Origin of the sequence: Kribbella deserti (assembly GCF_042434725.1) — a bacterium.
GTDB classification, from domain to species: Bacteria; Actinomycetota; Actinomycetes; order Propionibacteriales; family Kribbellaceae; genus Kribbella; species Kribbella deserti.
This window is the reverse complement of sequence record NZ_JBHLTC010000010.1, coordinates 115,018-130,293: the sequence shown is the minus strand read 5'-3', so window position 1 is coordinate 130,293 and position 15,276 is coordinate 115,018. Positions and strand designations below refer to the sequence as shown.

At 67.8% G+C, this 15,276-nt stretch carries 18 protein-coding genes; 13 read left to right on the top strand and 5 right to left on the bottom strand.

The genetic code is table 11. The annotated features are described in order from the left end of the window. Window positions 1-350: 350 nt before the first annotated feature. The 5 genes from ACFFGN_RS09480 (at window position 351) to ACFFGN_RS09460 (ending at window position 4,640) form a co-directional block, all read left to right on the top strand. Window positions 351-1,622: a GGDEF domain-containing protein gene (locus ACFFGN_RS09480; RefSeq protein ID WP_380045421.1), complete on the top strand. Its 1,272-nt coding sequence runs from the start codon at window positions 351-353 to the stop codon at window positions 1,620-1,622. A 75-nt stretch (window positions 1,623-1,697) separates the two neighbouring features. Further along, window positions 1,698-2,225 carry a SigE family RNA polymerase sigma factor gene (locus ACFFGN_RS09475; RefSeq protein ID WP_380045419.1) on the top strand — a complete coding sequence of 176 codons (528 nt, stop codon included), beginning with the start codon at window positions 1,698-1,700 and terminating at the stop codon, window positions 2,223-2,225. Continuing rightward, complete coding sequence (locus tag ACFFGN_RS09470; protein ID WP_380045416.1) at window positions 2,222-3,079, top strand: hypothetical protein; 858 nt, start codon at window positions 2,222-2,224, stop codon at window positions 3,077-3,079. Before ACFFGN_RS09475 ends, ACFFGN_RS09470 begins: the two co-directional genes overlap by 4 nt. 77 nt (window positions 3,080-3,156) lie before the next feature. Further along, the gene (locus ACFFGN_RS09465) at window positions 3,157-3,846 is read left to right on the top strand and encodes a hypothetical protein (RefSeq protein ID WP_380045413.1); all 690 of its coding nucleotides are present in this window, start codon (window positions 3,157-3,159) and stop codon (window positions 3,844-3,846) included. A gap of 5 nt (window positions 3,847-3,851) precedes the next feature. Continuing rightward, complete coding sequence (locus tag ACFFGN_RS09460) at window positions 3,852-4,640, top strand: hypothetical protein (RefSeq protein ID WP_380045409.1); 789 nt, start codon at window positions 3,852-3,854, stop codon at window positions 4,638-4,640. Between the two features lie 74 nt (window positions 4,641-4,714). Here the strand turns inward: ACFFGN_RS09460 and ACFFGN_RS09455 are convergent, their stop codons facing one another. Then, window positions 4,715-5,935, bottom strand: a complete 1,221-nt coding sequence (locus tag ACFFGN_RS09455) for a DUF8814 domain-containing protein (RefSeq protein ID WP_380045406.1) — start codon at window positions 5,933-5,935, stop codon at window positions 4,715-4,717. Window positions 5,936-6,123: 188 nt separating this feature from the next. On the opposite strand from ACFFGN_RS09455, the gene ACFFGN_RS09450 reads away from it, so the two are divergent. From ACFFGN_RS09450 to ACFFGN_RS09435, 4 genes are all read left to right on the top strand, one after another. Beyond that, complete coding sequence (locus tag ACFFGN_RS09450; RefSeq protein WP_380045403.1) at window positions 6,124-6,642, top strand: SigE family RNA polymerase sigma factor; 519 nt, start codon at window positions 6,124-6,126, stop codon at window positions 6,640-6,642. Beyond that, window positions 6,639-7,751: a hypothetical protein gene (locus ACFFGN_RS09445; RefSeq protein WP_380045400.1), complete on the top strand. Its 1,113-nt coding sequence runs from the start codon at window positions 6,639-6,641 to the stop codon at window positions 7,749-7,751. The genes ACFFGN_RS09450 and ACFFGN_RS09445 overlap by 4 nt, the downstream gene beginning before the upstream one ends. Before the next feature lie 1,036 nt (window positions 7,752-8,787). Then, the gene (locus ACFFGN_RS09440; protein ID WP_380045397.1) at window positions 8,788-9,411 is read left to right on the top strand and encodes a TetR/AcrR family transcriptional regulator; all 624 of its coding nucleotides are present in this window, start codon (window positions 8,788-8,790) and stop codon (window positions 9,409-9,411) included. Window positions 9,412-9,427: 16 nt separating this feature from the next. After that, complete coding sequence (locus tag ACFFGN_RS09435; protein WP_380045394.1) at window positions 9,428-10,006, top strand: DUF2867 domain-containing protein; 579 nt, start codon at window positions 9,428-9,430, stop codon at window positions 10,004-10,006. 118 nt (window positions 10,007-10,124) lie between these two features. Here the strand turns inward: ACFFGN_RS09435 and ACFFGN_RS09430 are convergent, their stop codons facing one another. Further along, window positions 10,125-10,634 (bottom strand): DinB family protein, encoded by a 510-nt coding sequence (locus ACFFGN_RS09430; RefSeq protein WP_380045433.1) that lies wholly within the window; start codon window positions 10,632-10,634, stop codon window positions 10,125-10,127. Next, on the bottom strand, window positions 10,634-11,440 hold the full coding sequence (locus ACFFGN_RS09425; RefSeq protein ID WP_380045391.1) for a helix-turn-helix domain-containing protein: 807 nt from the start codon (window positions 11,438-11,440) through the stop codon (window positions 10,634-10,636). The genes ACFFGN_RS09430 and ACFFGN_RS09425 overlap by 1 nt, the downstream gene beginning before the upstream one ends. Before the next feature lie 114 nt (window positions 11,441-11,554). Between ACFFGN_RS09425 and ACFFGN_RS09420 the strand changes: the two genes are divergently transcribed. The 4 genes from ACFFGN_RS09420 to ACFFGN_RS09405 all read left to right on the top strand — a co-directional run bounded on the left by ACFFGN_RS09420 (window position 11,555) and on the right by ACFFGN_RS09405 (window position 14,436). After that, a complete protein-coding gene (locus ACFFGN_RS09420; RefSeq protein ID WP_380045387.1) occupies window positions 11,555-11,914 on the top strand; it encodes a nuclear transport factor 2 family protein in 360 nt (119 codons plus the stop codon). 41 nt (window positions 11,915-11,955) lie between these two features. Next, the gene (locus ACFFGN_RS09415) at window positions 11,956-12,378 is read left to right on the top strand and encodes a hypothetical protein (RefSeq protein WP_380045384.1); all 423 of its coding nucleotides are present in this window, start codon (window positions 11,956-11,958) and stop codon (window positions 12,376-12,378) included. Between the two features lie 172 nt (window positions 12,379-12,550). Then, window positions 12,551-13,333, top strand: coding sequence for a methyltransferase domain-containing protein (locus tag ACFFGN_RS09410; RefSeq protein ID WP_380045381.1), 783 nt, complete (start codon window positions 12,551-12,553; stop codon window positions 13,331-13,333). A 329-nt stretch (window positions 13,334-13,662) separates the two neighbouring features. Further along, the gene (locus ACFFGN_RS09405) at window positions 13,663-14,436 is read left to right on the top strand and encodes a hypothetical protein (RefSeq protein WP_380045379.1); all 774 of its coding nucleotides are present in this window, start codon (window positions 13,663-13,665) and stop codon (window positions 14,434-14,436) included. Window positions 14,437-14,528: 92 nt separating this feature from the next. Here ACFFGN_RS09405 and ACFFGN_RS09400 read toward each other — a convergent pair whose 3' ends face one another. Both ACFFGN_RS09400 and ACFFGN_RS09395 read right to left on the bottom strand, forming a co-directional pair. Continuing rightward, window positions 14,529-14,849 (bottom strand): hypothetical protein, encoded by a 321-nt coding sequence (locus ACFFGN_RS09400; RefSeq protein ID WP_380045376.1) that lies wholly within the window; start codon window positions 14,847-14,849, stop codon window positions 14,529-14,531. Beyond that, window positions 14,846-15,043: a hypothetical protein gene (locus tag ACFFGN_RS09395; RefSeq protein WP_380045373.1), complete on the bottom strand. Its 198-nt coding sequence runs from the start codon at window positions 15,041-15,043 to the stop codon at window positions 14,846-14,848. Before ACFFGN_RS09395 ends, ACFFGN_RS09400 begins: the two co-directional genes overlap by 4 nt. Window positions 15,044-15,276: the final 233 nt, after the last annotated feature.

The following is a 15,276-nucleotide window of genomic DNA, read 5'->3' as shown; positions in this document are numbered from 1 at the left end:
CCCAAACCCGACCAACCACCAAAAACCACCAAACGACTCCACACAGCTTGACAACGTCCGATCGGTCCGAATCTGCCTCCACTGCCGCCGGGCTGTGCCGTCGAGCGGACCGAAAGGGCAGCTTCGGGCCGATGAACGCATTCACGAAAGCCCGCGGTGCGAAGACTAGGCAGGTAGGTGAAGGCGCGACTACTTGATCGATCAAACGCTCGATCAACTTTCCTTCTGTACAAGGAAAACCTTCGTCTTTGGACAGGTCTTACAAAAGTCGCGGAATGTCATCACATCGTCACCGCGGACAGGCCGTAGCCGGGTGTTGCGAGGCCAAATCGCGTCGTACCGTGGAATGGATGATTGCGGAGGGTAGGCGAGCGGTCCGGTTTTGGGCGCTGTGGACGCTGAGTGTCCCGGCGCTCGTGGTGGTGCTGTTCGTGGACGGCCTCGGCCTTGCGTATGCGGCCTACGCCTTCGTGAACCTGTCCTCCCTCGACGAACTGCAGATCGTGGTGGCGCTGACCGCGTCGGCGCTGGTCGCCGTCGAGGGCGCGCGCCGGGTGGAGAGCCGCCGCCGGCGAGGTGGTCCGCTGCACAAGGACCTGGCGCCGGCGTGGATGGTCGCCGCGGCCGTCGTGCTTCAGCCCGCGCTGGCGATCGTGGTCGTGCTCGTGCTGCGGATCTGGTGGCGGGTGCGGGCCGGCCGGTGCGTTCCGTACCGCTGGGCGTTTTCGACCGCGGTGTTGTTCCTGTCGGTCGGCGCCGCGCATCTGGCCCAGGCCGCGGTGATCGAAGCACTCGGCGCGGACGCGGTGAGCCGGGTGGTGGGCATGGCTGCTGCAGCGGTGGCCTTCTTCGTCACCGACGCCTTGCTCTGTGCGGCGGCGATCACCCAGATCATGCCGGGCAGCGGCCGTCGCGACGCCATCGGCGGGCTCGACGACCTCTGCGTGGACGGAACGGCCGCCAGCCTCGGTTGCCTCGTCGCGGCGGCCACGCTGGCCAACCCGTGGGCGGCGGTGCTGGCGATTCCGATCGCCCTGAGCGCCCAGCGCGCGTTGCTGTTCGGCCAGCTGGAGAGCGAGGCGCAGACCGACCCGAAGACCGGCCTGGCCCGGATCGACTGGTGGCGCCGCCGGACCGAGGACCTGTTGCGCTCCTCGCGGAGCCAGCGCGAGCCACTCGCCGTACTGCTCATCGACGTCGATCACTTCAAGCAGATCAACGATCGGCATGGCCATCTCGTCGGTGACGAGGCGCTGCGGGCGATCGCGACGATTCTGCGCGGCGCCATCCGGACCAAGGACGTGATCGGGCGGTTCGGCGGGGAGGAGTTCGTGATCGCCCTGCCCGGGACGGACCTGGCCGACGCCACCGTGACCGCGGATCGGCTGCGCAGCGCGGTCGCGGCCAGCCCGCTCGCCGCGATGTGCGCCGGCGTGCTGGACAACCGCGAGCTGGTCCCCGCGAACTTCCGCCTGACGGTTTCTATCGGGGTCGCGGTCGCGCCCGACGACGGCGCCACCCTGGACGGCCTGCTGCACAGCGCGGACCGCGCGATGTACGCCGCCAAGGCCGCTGGGCGCGACCGGGTCCGCCGGGCCGCGGAGTGCGTGCCCCTGTCCTGAACCGAGGCGGGACAGAACCTTTTCGGTGCCGAGGGCGTCTTTCAGCCTGAACAGCCTTCACCGACGGGAGTCCAGATGCCGCACGGAGGGGACGAAGACTTCACGGCCTTCGTTCTGGCGAGATCGGCGCGCCTGGTGCACATCGCCCGCATGCTGTGCGGGGACGCCGCGCTGGCCGAGGACCTGGTGCAGACCGCACTGGAGAAGGCGTATCTGCGCTGGGACCGGATCGAGCTCGGCGACCCGTTCGGATATGTCCGGCAGGCCGTGGTGAACCAGCATCTGTCCTGGCTGCGCCGCCGACCGTGGCGCGAGCGGCCTTCCGGTACGACGACCGACCTCGACTTCGGGCCGAACGCGCACGTGACCGATCCCGCCCTCGGCGTACAGCGCCGGGTGGTTCTCACCAGCGCGCTCAACCGGCTGACCCGGCGCGAACGGGCCGCGGTGGTGTTGCGGTTTGTGGAGGACCTCAGCGAGGCGGAGACCGCGGCGATTCTCGGCGTCGCTCGCGGCACGGTGAAGAGCACCACCAGCCGGGCCCTGGGCAAGCTCCGCGATACGCCCGAGCTGGCCGATCTCTACGTGGAGGAGCGCGCATGAGTGACAACGAGCTCCGCCAGGCCCTTCGCGAGCTACCCGAGCACGGTACGCCGCTGGACCCGGCCCGGGTCATCGCCGGAGCCCACCGCCGTCGCCGGAACAGACGAGCCACCGCGGCCGGTGTGGCCTCAGCGGCAGTGGTTGCCGTCGTCGCGGTTGTTGCCTTCGGCTCCGGTACGCCGGGTGCCGAACCCGGCCCGGCGGAAAACCCGACGATCCGGACGAACCAGACGCCGAGCCCGGACGAATCCGCTGGGGCTCGTGCCGCTGAACGGGCCCAGGCAAAGGCGGCCGCGATGGCCAAGCAGGCGGTCGCGGACTGCCGCAGCGAACTCGGGCAGTACGCCGACCCGCAGGCCCTGCCGAAGTTGACGGGTTCGCCGGTCGCGAATGTGCTCGGCCCGGTCGGGTCGACGGTGATATTCGCGGATACCAGGGCCTGGGTGGCGTGCGACGACAGCTGGCCGGTCACCGGTTCGGGCAAGCCGTCGGTGCTCCAGGCGGGTACCCGGTCCAGGCCGTCGCCCAGCGACGTGAACGCCTTCGCTGTCAGCGGTATCGCCGTCACCGTGAAGGGCAAGCTTTACAACTACTACTGGTCCGCCGGTCGCCGCCCGGTCGGTGTCGCCAAAGTGAGCTACACCTTCCCGGGCGAAATCACCCGGGTGGCTCAGAACGTTGGCGATTTCTGGATCGTCCAGTATCGGGAGGCCCAGCCGATTCCCGAGGGGCAGACCAATCTCGATCGCGCCAAGATCCAGGTCCGCCTGCTCCGCGCGGACAACTCGGTGCTTCGTACCCACTCCCTTACCTGGGGCGAGCAAACCTGCGCCCACGTCAACCACGGCTGCTAACTCTTGAGGTGACAGAACCTTTCTCCGGTGGATGCCGTCTTTGGTGGTGAGAAGTGCTTATTTCAAAGGAGAAACCGATGTTGAAGACGGTCAGGCGTGCCGCAATGTTGTTGGTGGCGGGCGCGGTTGCCAGCTCGTTGGCCGGCGTGGCCTCGGCGGCGCCGCAGGTCGTATCAACCGAAGGGCCCTCGGCAACGATTGCTAAAGGTGCCCTGGGCAATGACCTTGCCGGGCAGTGCCGCGCGCTGGTTCGCGAGTTCGACGAGATCTATCCCGGGCCGGGTTCAGCTGCCAAGGTGGTGGCGCGGATCGACAGCAGGGTTGGTAGTTCGCTGATTCTTGCCGATGGCAAGCGATGGGCGGCGTGCGACAACGCGCACCTGCTGTTCAACGGCGGCTCGGTCAGCCTGCGCGCGCCGGGTGCGATCAAGGCGCCCGCGATCACCGCCACCGACGCCTTCGCGGTGAGCAACCTCGTCGTACCCAAGAAGCCGGGCGCCGACACGCTGTATGAGCGCTACTGGGCCGCGGGTGTGCTCCCGGCTGGCATCACCAAGATCCGCTACACCTTTCCCGACGGCGTGACCAAGAACGCCAAGATCACCGGCAAGTTCTGGCTGCTGCAGCACCAGGAGGCCGCGCCGTACCAGCCGGGGGAGCGGGCCCAGATCAAGGTCGCGTTGTACCGGGCCAACGGCTCGCTGGCGAACTCGTTCAAGCTTGTCTGGGGCGAGCAGACCTGCGCCCACGTCAACCACGGCTGCTGACAACCATGGACGACAACAAGCTGATCCAGGAGATTCGCGACTTCGAAGCCGATGCCCCGACCCTCGAGCCGGTGGAGCTGCTCGCGGCGGCGAAACGGCGTCGCGCCGGGCGCTGGGCCGTCACCGGCCTGGCCTCGCTCGCGGTGGCCGCCATCGCCATCACCGCCTTCGCCACTGGCGGCGGCCCTTCCGGCTCAACCGCCAACCTCTCGGCAGCAGGTGGACCTGACCCGATTCCGGTCACTGTGGAACCTAAGCCCTCGGCTGGTTCCATCAAGGCGGAGAAGAGCGTGACCCGGATCCCGCCGGCGAGGAAGAAGTGGACGCCCGGCGGGCCGATCGGAGCCAGGCCGATCGGGGAGATCCCCACCAGGGGCGAGGTGCAGATCGCGTCCGGCGTCCGGTTCGAGACCAAGGGCACGAAGTGGTGCATCAGCCACTGGGACGACCAGGCGAAGGAGTACTTCGAGTCGTTCGGTTGCCGCGGCACGGTCGGCAACTCCAATATCGGCGACGGCCGTTCGCCCGGCTTGCAGAGCGCGGGCGGTGCCACCTCGTCGGTCTTCCGCGGTGTGCCGCGCCGCGTGATCTACACCCAGGACGACAAGTACTACGAGGGCAAGGTCTACCGGCTCAAGGGCGTGCCCGGCTGGTCCCTGTCCTTCGTCGAGTTGCCGGCCGAGATGAAGGGCAGCACGGCGTTCCCCGATCGGGCCGTGTTCACCTATGACGAGAACAACCGCTTGCTCGCGTCGTTCCCCGAGTCAAAGGCCGATCCGCTGCATCAGAAGTAGGCCGGAGTGGTCCGGGGCCAGAGCGGTGCCCCGGACCACCTCAGCAGCTCAAGCGACCTCAGCCGGTTAAGACCTCAGCAGGCCGGGTGGCTGCCGGTGTTGATCCAGGCCTTCGATACGTACATGCCGGCGTGGACGCGCAGCCAGACGTTGGTGGTGCCTTGCGAACCGGTGATGCTCTGCCCGGTGGTCTGGCACTGAACCGTCACCTGGGCGGACTTGCCGGCCATGCCGACGATCGCGCCCGTGGAGTTCGGGGCGTTGCGGATGTTCAGGTAGCCCGAGGTGATCGAGACAGTGCCGCGACCGCCGTCACCCGTCCAGAGGTAGGTCACGTCCACCCAGGCGTTGTTCGTCAGCTTGAGCGCATCCCAGAAAGTGCCGTCGGCCAGGTCGATGCCCGCCGGGTTGGCGACCGTACGGCCGAACTGGTCCTTCCCGCCGTTGTAGCCGTTCTGATACGCCGCCTGCGCCTCGGGCCGGCCCTGCGGCAGGTCCTTCCACATCTCACGGATGCTGCTCGGGTTCCAGTAGTCGTCCTTGGTGTTCCAGGGGCCGACGTCCCAGACCGGCTCGAACGCGCAGCGTCCGCCGACACAGACCTTCACCGAGTAGTTGCCCGAGCCGTTGTTGGCCAGACCCCGGCGAGACGGTAACGCGACGAAGTGGTCCCGGTTGGTGATCACGTGCCCGTTGGCCGTCGTACCGCCGACCAGGCCCTCCCGGGTCGCGAACACCCGGGAAACCAAAGGCGCGGCCATGATCCCCGCGGCGGGAACCATCGAGGTGGACGCCGCGACCGGTCGTACGCTGACGCCGCTGACCCACGGGCTGGCCACCTTCGCGGGCGCGATCACGATGATGCGCAGCTGTACGACGTCGCTCGGGGCCGCCAGGGCCGTGGTCTCACCGGCCGCGGCCGGGGTCCACTCGGTCCAGCGTCCGTTCACGAGCGCCCGTACGTCGACCTCGGCCGAACCGCCTTCCGGCGTACCGGCGGTGAATCCGACCACCACGGCGGAAGTCGGCGCGCTGAAGCGGGTCTCGGCGAGATTCGCGATACCCGTGCGCTGGCTGATCCCGGCCGAGCCGGTCGACGCTGGCGCCGGGCCGAGGATGATGCGATCGCCGTCCCGGGCGACATTGCTGGAGCCTTCGGCCGGCGTGAGCGCCGGAACCTGGGCGGCCGACGCGGGAGCGTCCGTCGTACCGGCTGAGCTCGGGACAGTGGCAGGGACGAGCATGAGGGCGAGCACGGCGAGGGCGGCCGCCTTGCTACTTCGCTTGATCCGCATGACTTGGAACCTCCGCGCGAGATGGGGGACGCTGACCAGGTGTGATTCCGGCGTGACCTAATGTGACAAACCTTCGGTGCTTCTGCATAGAGCGAAAGAAAATTTCTCGGAAGTTTTTGGCAACGGGACAGAACCAGACGATCACATCAAGTGGTTAGGACAGGTGTGACGGACGCAGAGGAGACTCGATGACCCGGGCCGGCGACGCCGACTTCGAACTTTTCGTACAGGCCCAGTCGACCCAGTTGCTTCGCTTCGCCGAGATGTTGTGCGGCGATCGGCATACCGCCGAGGACCTGGTCCAGCAAGCGCTGATGCGGTGCTACCCCAAGTGGCACAAGGTGGGTGACGATCCTCTCCGCTATGTCCGGCGCGCGGTGGTGAACCGGTTTCTCACGCAGGTCAAGCGACGCTGGTCGCAGGAACTGCCGAGTGACCCGGTCGACAACGACTGGGACTCCCGTACGGAGTCCGACTTCGCCCCCGGAGTGCAGACGCGGGAGTCGGTCCTGGCCGCGCTCGGCGCACTGACCGCGAAAGAGCGGGCGGTGGTCGTGCTGCGGTACACGCAGGACCTCTCAGAGCAGGAGACCGCCAACCTCCTCGGCCTGGCCAACGGAACGGTGAAGAGCACCGCGTCCCGGGCGCTGGCCAAACTGCGGCTGTCACCTGACCTGATCGATACCACTGTTGGAGGACACCGATGACCGACGAGCACCGGGTGCGCGACGCACTCGACTACGAGATCGAGCCGTGGCAGCCGGACACCACCGAGCTGATGCGGCGCGGCCGGCGCCTGGCCTGGGCCCGTCGTGGGCTGAGCGCGGCCGGCGTCACCCTGCTGGCCGGAACGGTGGCCAGCGTTTCGATGGCCGTCGGCGGTCCTGGCGATGTCAGCCGGCTGGTCTCGGGCCTCGGTGACAACAAGCCCAAGCCGCCGACGACGATCCCGACGGACGTGCCGTCGGACCTGCCCACCTGCCTGCCGACGTCCAAGCCCTCGCTGCCGGGCCCGGGCAAGCCGTCGCTCCCGGGCAAGCCGTCTCTGCCGGTGCCTTCGGTGCCGACGACGAAGCCGTCGATCCCCGGTAAGCCGTCTGTGCCGGTGCCTTCGCTGCCTACGGCCAAGCCGACGCTTCCTCCGGTTCCGACCACGAAGCCGACCTTGCCGGTTCCCACCACGAAGCCGTCGCTGCCGACGCTTCCGCCGAAGCCGGGCGCGGGTGCCGCGGGTGCCGCCGACGTTCCGACGCCGACTCTCCCGACGCTGCCGACGAAGAAGCCGTCGGTGCCGGTGCCGTCGGTACCGACCGCGAAGCCGACCCTGCCGGGCAAGCCGTCGGTGCCGGTGCCTTCTGTGCCGACGACGAAGCCGTCCTTGCCGGGCAAGCCGTCGGTGCCGGTGCCTTCTGTGCCGACGACGAAGCCGTCGCTCCCGGGTAAGCCCTCGTTGCCGACGACGAAGCCGTCGCTGCCCACCCCGCAGCCCTGCCTGCCGCCGGTACCCACGGCCAAGCCCACCCTGCCGGGCAAGCCGTCTCTGCCGGTGCCTTCTGTGCCGACGACGAAGCCGTCCCTGCCGGGCAAGCCGTCGATCCCGACGCCGGGCATCCCCTCGCTGCCGACGACCAAGCCGTCACTGCCGACGACCACGCCGTCCCTCCCGGGCAAGCCCAGCCTCCCGGTACCGACGACCCAGCCCAGCTTCCCCACGACGAAGCCGAGCTTCCCGACGACGAAGCCGAGCTTCCCCACGACGAAGCCCAGCTTCCCCACCACCAAGCCCAGCCTGCCGACGCTCCCTCCGCGCTCGTAGGCCTCTCCCTCCCCTGCCGCTAAAGCGGCCGGACCGTCTCGGTGGCGGCCCGGCCGCTTTCGCCTTTCTCCACTCCCACCACTTCCGCTTCCCCCTCCGGGAGTGGTCACCTCTGAACCGCGAGCCTTCTGCTACGCAGCCAGCGCTGGGCGGCGAGTGCCAGCGTTTGCGGCGAACGGTCACGCCCAACCCCCAGCCCGGTGGCCGCCTTTGAACGCCCCCGCGAGTGGTCGCCTCCGAACACCCCCGCGAGTCATGCACTGCTTTGGCGTGCGGGCCGTTCCGGGCTGAGTTGGGGTGGGTGGCCGTGGAGTCCAGGTCGCTGTGGTTCGTTTGGGCCGTCCGGCGAGTGGTCGGGTCGTGTTCAGTGGGCTGGCGGGTTGTGGTGCTGCTACCCGGTTGCTGCCGGGTAGCCGGTACAAGACCCGGTAGCGGGCTCGCGGAAGGCCGGTAGCCGCGCTGCAACCTGGTAGCCGGGCCCCGGGGATCCGCGCGGTGTGTGTGGTGGCCACAGGGGCTTGCGCGCGTGGTCGCGTGTGCGCACCTGAGCCGGGCTGGTCTGGTGCCGATGGCAGGGTCGTCTTGGTGAGTCCACTCGACATTTTCCGGACCGCAAAACGTCCGGTGGACTCACCAAGCACTTCCATCAACCGCATGGTTCGGGCGGCGTTGTGCATCACAGCCAAAGGGACCTCCCGCTGACGGCAGTCCATCGTGTCCGCGCAGGGGAAGTCGTGTCCTAGCAGGTGTTATCGACCCCTGCGAGGACACGAGTGCGGGTGCCCGGCTCCCACAACATGTCCGCAGACGCGTACACCAGCACCCGGCTTTCGGCAGCAGAGGCCGAGTCGCACGCCCCGCCCATCCACTCTCGGACTAGTGGACGCGTTTGAACGCCTCGCCGGGCGTCTGGCTGGATCGGCGTCGTCACAAGCGTCCGATGAGTGGCGACACGCCGCGTCACAAGAGTCCGATGACACGCCGGGGGAGGGCCGGGGTTGTTGTGTACATACGTGCGTGTATGTATGTTGCTGGTATGGGGTCGGAGCGGGCAAGTACTGAGGGTGGGCGGGAGACGCAGGCGGAGCGGCGGGCCCGGTCGCGTACGGCGTTGCTGGAGTCGGCGGCGCGTCACCTTTCGCGTTATGGCTATGGCAATCTCGTACTCGAGCAGGTGGCTCGGGATGCGGGTTATACCCGTGGTGCGCTGTACCACCAGTTCAAGGACAAGCAGGAACTGACCCTCGCGGTATTCGAGTGGATCCTCGCCACGTGGGACGAGGAAGTCGGCGCGCTCATCGCGAAGGAGTCCGACCCGGTCGAGGCGTTACTCGCACTCGCTCGCGGTCATGCCGTCTTCTGCCGGCGGGACATCGCGCGGGTGGCGGTCGCGTTGCGGCTGGAATTCGCCGGGCAGGAGCATCCCGTTGGCGCCGAGGTCGAACGGGCCTACGAACTGCTCATCGACCGGTGCATGCGGTTCATCCGTGCCGGGCGCAAGGCCGGAACGATTCCGCCAGGTCCGCCGGTTCGGGCTCTCGGCCACGCCTTTGTCGGCGCGCTCGAGGGAACGGTGATCGCGCTGGCCGGTCAAAAGCCCCATGACGAGCTACTCGCGGCCCGGGCCGCCGCCGGCGTACTCGGACTCGATCCGGCCTGAGATGGAGACGGTAATCATGAAACTGCCCGACACCGCGCACACCGAACAGCCCTGGCGGATCCACGAGGTGGCTCCCGACTTCAGGCTGTACGACGTATGGGCCTTGCCGACGCCGGGTGGTCCGGATGACTTCCCGCGGCTGGTCCGGTTGTTCGCCGGGGGTGATACGTCGGACAACCCGTCACGGCTTGCCCGAATGCTCTTCGCGCTCCGCTGGAAACTCGGCGAGATCTTCGGCTGGGACAAAGCCGGGCGTGGTTCTGCGCCGATTCTGCGCGATCGGTTGCCGGTTGATCTGCGGGAAGGGGCGGTTGGGCCGGAGTTCGACCGGTTGCCGTTCACGCCGGTTTTCCTGACCGGCAACGAGTTGGCGGCGGAGATGGCCAATCGGACCGTGCGGGGCATTCTGCATCTCACCTGGGTACCGGATGAGGCCGGCGGCTATCGCGGTCAGATGGCCGTGCTGGTGAAGCCGAACGGCCTGTTCGGCAAGGCCTACATGGCCGCGATCTCGCTGCTGCGCCACCTGATCGTCTACCCGCCGCTCCTACGCGGCATCGCCCGCGAATGGCAAGAAGCCACCGCTGCCCAATAAACCACCGCCGTTCAACTAAACCACCGCCGCCCAGCAAACCACCGTCGCCCAGCGAGCCACCGCCGCGCACAGAACCACCAGCGCACAGAACCACCAGCGCTCAGGAGAACAGGACGGCCTAGGCGGTTTCGCCAGTGCTGCCGTCCGCGAGTTCGCGCACGATATCCAAATGCCCCGCGTGGCGCGCGTACTCCTGGAGAACGTGGAAGCACACCCAGTTCACCGAGGCAACGTTCTCCGCATTGAACCGACCGCCGACCTTCCCCCGCTCTTGCAGGGAAACGCCGTTCAAAATAACGCGAGTGCTCTCAGCGCCCTCGTGCAACGCGGCCAGCAAACTCTCCAAATCGTCGTCGACGGACAACTGCCACCGCCCGCTCGAATCGTCCCCGCTGTCACCCCACGGATGATCCACCGGCTCGGCGTTGATACCCCAGCGGAACCACCTTCGCTCCATGAAAACAAGGTGTTTCAGCAATTCCAGCGGCGACCACCCTGATGGCAATCGGCTGTGCCGTAAGTCTTCCTCGGACAAACCACGCAGCTTGTCCTCGACCACCGAGCGGTAGTAGTCGAGATAGGCGAGGTGGAGTTCCTTGGTGTCGCTCAGTTCGCGGATCGGCTCCATCACGCGGCCAATTCTCGCAGCGCGTCCGCGGTCGCGTCGTCGGCCGGGAAGAACGACTCGATTACCAGCTCGGACACGGTGATGTCGAGCGGCGTACCGAAGGTGGCGACCGTACTGAGGAAGGCCAGTTCGCGATCGCCGGCGCGGATCCGCAGCGGCACGACCACCTCGCCCGGCCCGGGCAGCTCGAGCAACGGCTCGGGCTGGTCGCACGGATAACCCCGCAGTTCGTCGTACAGGTCCTGCAGTTCGGGGTCCGCCGTAGTGATGAGCTGGCGGTGCAACCGCGTGAGCAGGTGGGCCCGGATCTCGCCCAGGTTGATCACCCGCGGGGCCATGCCGTCGGGGTGCAGCGTGAGCCGCAGCACGTTGATCGGAGGTTTGAGCAACTCCGGTGCCACGCCTTCGACGAACAGCGCGAGGCCGTCGTTGGCCTCGACCAGGTTCCACCAGCGGTCAGCCACCAGGGCCGGGAAAGGGGCGTGGGCCTTGAGCAACCGGCGCAGCGCTTCGCGGATCGCGAGCATCCCGGGTGAGTGCAGCGACGCCTCGCCATAGACGGGGGCATAACCCGCCGCGAGCAACAGCTGGTTCCGGTCGCGCAGGGGGACCCCGAGGTGCTCGGCGAGGCGCAGCACCATCTCCCGGCTCGGCTGGGACCGGCCGGTCTCGACGAAGCTGATGTGCCGCGCGGAGACCTCCACCTCGTTCGCGAGATCGAGCTGGCTCAGCCGGCGCCGCTCCCGCCAGCCGCGTAGCAGCTCGCCCACCGGGCGCTGAAAGGTGTGATCCGCGATCGATGTCATGCCCGCCAACCTAACCACTGAGGTGGGCACCGCCATTACCTCTGATGTCATCGACCGTTCTCCGGGTCCGGCCCGAAGCTTCTCGTATCACTTCGAACCGCTGAGGAGCACCTGATGAACGCACTGGCCGACCAGTACTTCGCGATGTGGAACGAGCGCGACGTCGCCACCCGCCGCAAGCTCATCGAGGAGCTCTGGACCACCGACGGCACCTTCGTCGACCCGATGTTCAACGTCACCGGTCACGCCGCCTTGTCGGACCTGGTCGATTCCGCCCACCAGCTCTTTCCCGGTCACTCCTTCCGCCTCGCCGGTGAGGTCGACGGTCACAACAACCGGCTCCGGTGGGCCTGGGAGCTCGCCGCCGAGGGCCAGCCGCCCGTCGCCGGTGGCATCGACTGCGTCACCGTCGCCGCCGACGGCCGCCTGTCCGAGGTGGTCGGCTTCATCGACTTCGCCCCGCCCGCTGCCTGATCGACACCCCTGAACCCGCGTTAACAGCCAAGGAGAAACCCATGAGCACCTATTCCGTCGCCACTCCCGCCACCACCGTCGAGAGCCGCTTTCTGACCGGAGTCCTCCGGATGGACGCGCTGGCCTCCGGCGCTCTCGGGCTGCTCCTGCTGCTGGCCGGGGTTGTGCTCGAAGGCCCGATCGGCCTGTCCGCCCTGCTGGGAGTGCCGGTCGGCCTCAGCCTCGGCGCCGGCCTGTTCCTGGCCGGTTGGACCGCCGCCCTGGTCATGATCGCCCGCCACCCGGCAGTACGTCGTACGGCGCTGCGCGAGGTGATCGCGGTCAATGCGGCCTGGGTGGTGGCCAGCCTGGCGCTGATCTTCGCCGGTGACCTGACCACGCTGGGCATCGTCGTGGTCGCGGTCCAGGCCGCCGCCGTCGCGGTTCTGGCGGATCTGCAGTTCGCCTCGCTCCGCCGCGGGTAGTTTCCGCGGCACCGCCCGAAGAACCCCGTGCTCCGGCCGGGGTTCTTCGGCGTTGTGCGCGTGGTGACGCAACGGTGATCGGAATGCCGGTTGCAGGTTGCTGCGAGTTCGGGGGTGTGCGGAGCACAGTGGAGCCAGCATGATGTTGGGCACGGCCCCTGAAAGGTGAGGCATGAGCAACCTCCAGTTCGATCCGCGGCTATCCCGGCAGATCGAGGCGGTTTACACCACGCCTGATGTGATCGAGCAGCGCCGTGCCGTCCGGTACGCGCTGGCGCTCCGACCGGGCGATCGCGTGCTCGACGTCGGCGTGGGCCCGGGACTGCTGGCGGCCGAAATGGCCGAGGAGATCGGTCCCGAAGGCCGGATCTGCGGTATCGACATCAGCGAGAGCATGCTGGCCATCGCCGCCACCCGGGCCCAGGTACCCGGCGGTCCGGTCATCGAACTGGAACTCGCTCCCGCGACGCGCCTGCCGTTCGGTCCGGCCAGCTTCGACGTGGTGGTCTCCACCCAGGTTTTCGAGTACGTCGATGACGTCGCGGGCGCACTTGCCGAGGCGCGGCGGGTATTACGCCCTGGCGGCCGGGTGGTTCTGCTCGATACCGACTGGGAATCGGTCGTCTGGCGATCCCGCGACGGCGAACGCATGCGGCGCGTGCTCACGGCATTCGAGGAACACCTCAGCGATCCGCATCTACCGCGCACGCTGGGTGAAACCCTTGAGATGGCGGGTTTCACCGTCACACATCGCCAGGTGGTCCCGATGCTCAACGCCGGTTACGACCCGTGGACGTACAGCGTGGGCCTGGTCGACATCATCGCCGCCTTCGTCAGCGGGCGCTCGGGCGTAACCCCGGCGGAGGCCGAGGCCTGGGCCGATGATCTTCGCTCCTTCGGCCGCGGCTACTTCTTCAGCCTGAACCGCTATCTCTTCGTAGCAGTCGCCCTATAACCAGAGCCGAAGACGGCGAGCGGGCGAAGACCGCGATTGGCTGACGACCGGCCAGGCGGCAGCCGGAGCGCTCCAGCTGCCGCCATCGGTCGTCTCTCCTGCCCCTCAGCGGGAGACCGAGGCTCGGTAGGTGCCACCTGCCCTGATGGAACTTACGGAACCGCGGGACCTCTATCTCGTACCCAGGCCCTCGGATCCCACACCTGCGCTGTCCATTTGGTGGACGGTGAACCCTGGAATCCCTAATCTGGGCGAACTGCCGGCCGGGGGGCTGGAAAGGCCAGAGCGTGACCAAACGGAGTCACTAGGGGTGGAAGTAGTGAGCGTTGATGCCTGAGATTCGCACGACGTGGCGGGGCAAACGGCTGAACCAGCGAACCGTCGCGATGATCAAAGCGGCGGAACGGCTGACCAAGTTCGAGCTGGACCTCATGCAGGGCTCGTACAACCGCGGCGGGGTCAGCGCCTCAGCCGGCACGCACGACGGCGGCGGCGCGATCGACGTACGGGCGGCCGGCCTGACTCCCAAGCAGCGCAGGGACGTCGTACTGGCCTTGCGCAAGGTGGGATTCGCCGCCTGGTTGCGTACGCCGGCGCAGGGCGATTGGCCGTGGCACATCCACGCGATCGCGGTCGGCGACAAGGACCTCTCGCGCGGCGCGGCCCAGCAGGTGCGGGAATACCGCCGCGGGTTGAACGGCCTGGCCAACCGTGGACCGGATGACGGCCCGCCCGGGTACTACCGGATGACCTGGGAGCACTACCAGCGATTGCTCGCCGCCAACGTGCCGCCGCGGCCGATCTTGCGGCCGACGGTCAACACCACGATCTCGTTGAGTGCCTTACGGATCGCCGCGCAGCGCGACGCGATGAGCGGCGCCTGGGCGGCGGATCGCGCGCAGGTATTGGCGTGGGCGGCCGATCCGAAGGTGGGCGCCATCGCCCGTACGGAGATCCGGCCGCCGTCCGGAACGCCTTGGCACCAGCACTTTCGGCAGATGACACGCAAGATCCAGACCCGGTTCGGCCTGCCCGCCAACGGCACCTTCGGCCCGGAGACCGCCGCCGTGATGGAACGCTTCGGCTACACGATCACGAACTGAAAGGCCCTCGACCAAGTGCTGGTCGAGGGCCTAACGAAAGTGGAAAGCGGAGCTGATGCCGATGCAGGGGTCAAGACATCAGCTCCGCTGCTCTAGGGGGCGGCCTGTACCGCCACAACACGCGCCGAGGTGTGCTGCTCCAGGTGGTTGCGCATCGTGCTGACGACGTCGAAACCGCCGAGGTGCTCGAGATTCGGTACGACGACCGCGCGCACCTCGAGGCGGTTGACCTCATCGACCAGCGCGTGGAACGCGGCCGGCGTACTGCAGTCCCGCTCGGTGTACACCGTGCCGAGCGTGAACCCTTCCGTACTGGCGAAGCTGGCCAGCGCCGACGTCATCGACGCCAGCTCGGCGGCCGAGGCCGTTTCGTCCGCCCGCACATAACCGAGCAGCAGCGGACGGGTGGTCATCGGGTCGGCTCCGGCATCCGTACCGGTGCGGTCACGGGGTCGTTGGTGACGCGGCAGCAGGCAAAGCGACGGCGCATGGCTGCTTCGTAGCGCGCGGCCTGCAGTGGCTCGGCGACGTGGTCCGCGATCGGGTGATCGCCGAACCAGACGCGAACTCGTCGGTGGGAGGTCGGTGAACCGGCCAACTCGTCCATCAGCGGTCCTTCAGGTTTTGGGCGGAACCTGGAATTCGGGTAATACCGGCCGTCTCCGGTGCCCCCGCTAGTGGCACCGGCGAACCAGCGGCCCGGAGGCTGCTCGTCCTGCTCGCGCAATCGATCGGCATAAGTAAAGAACACCTCATAAGAACGCGTAGGGAAATGGACCGGGAGGGACCTTTACAAACGTCTTACCGAGTGAGAAACCCGAGGTCACGGCCGGGTCTCGG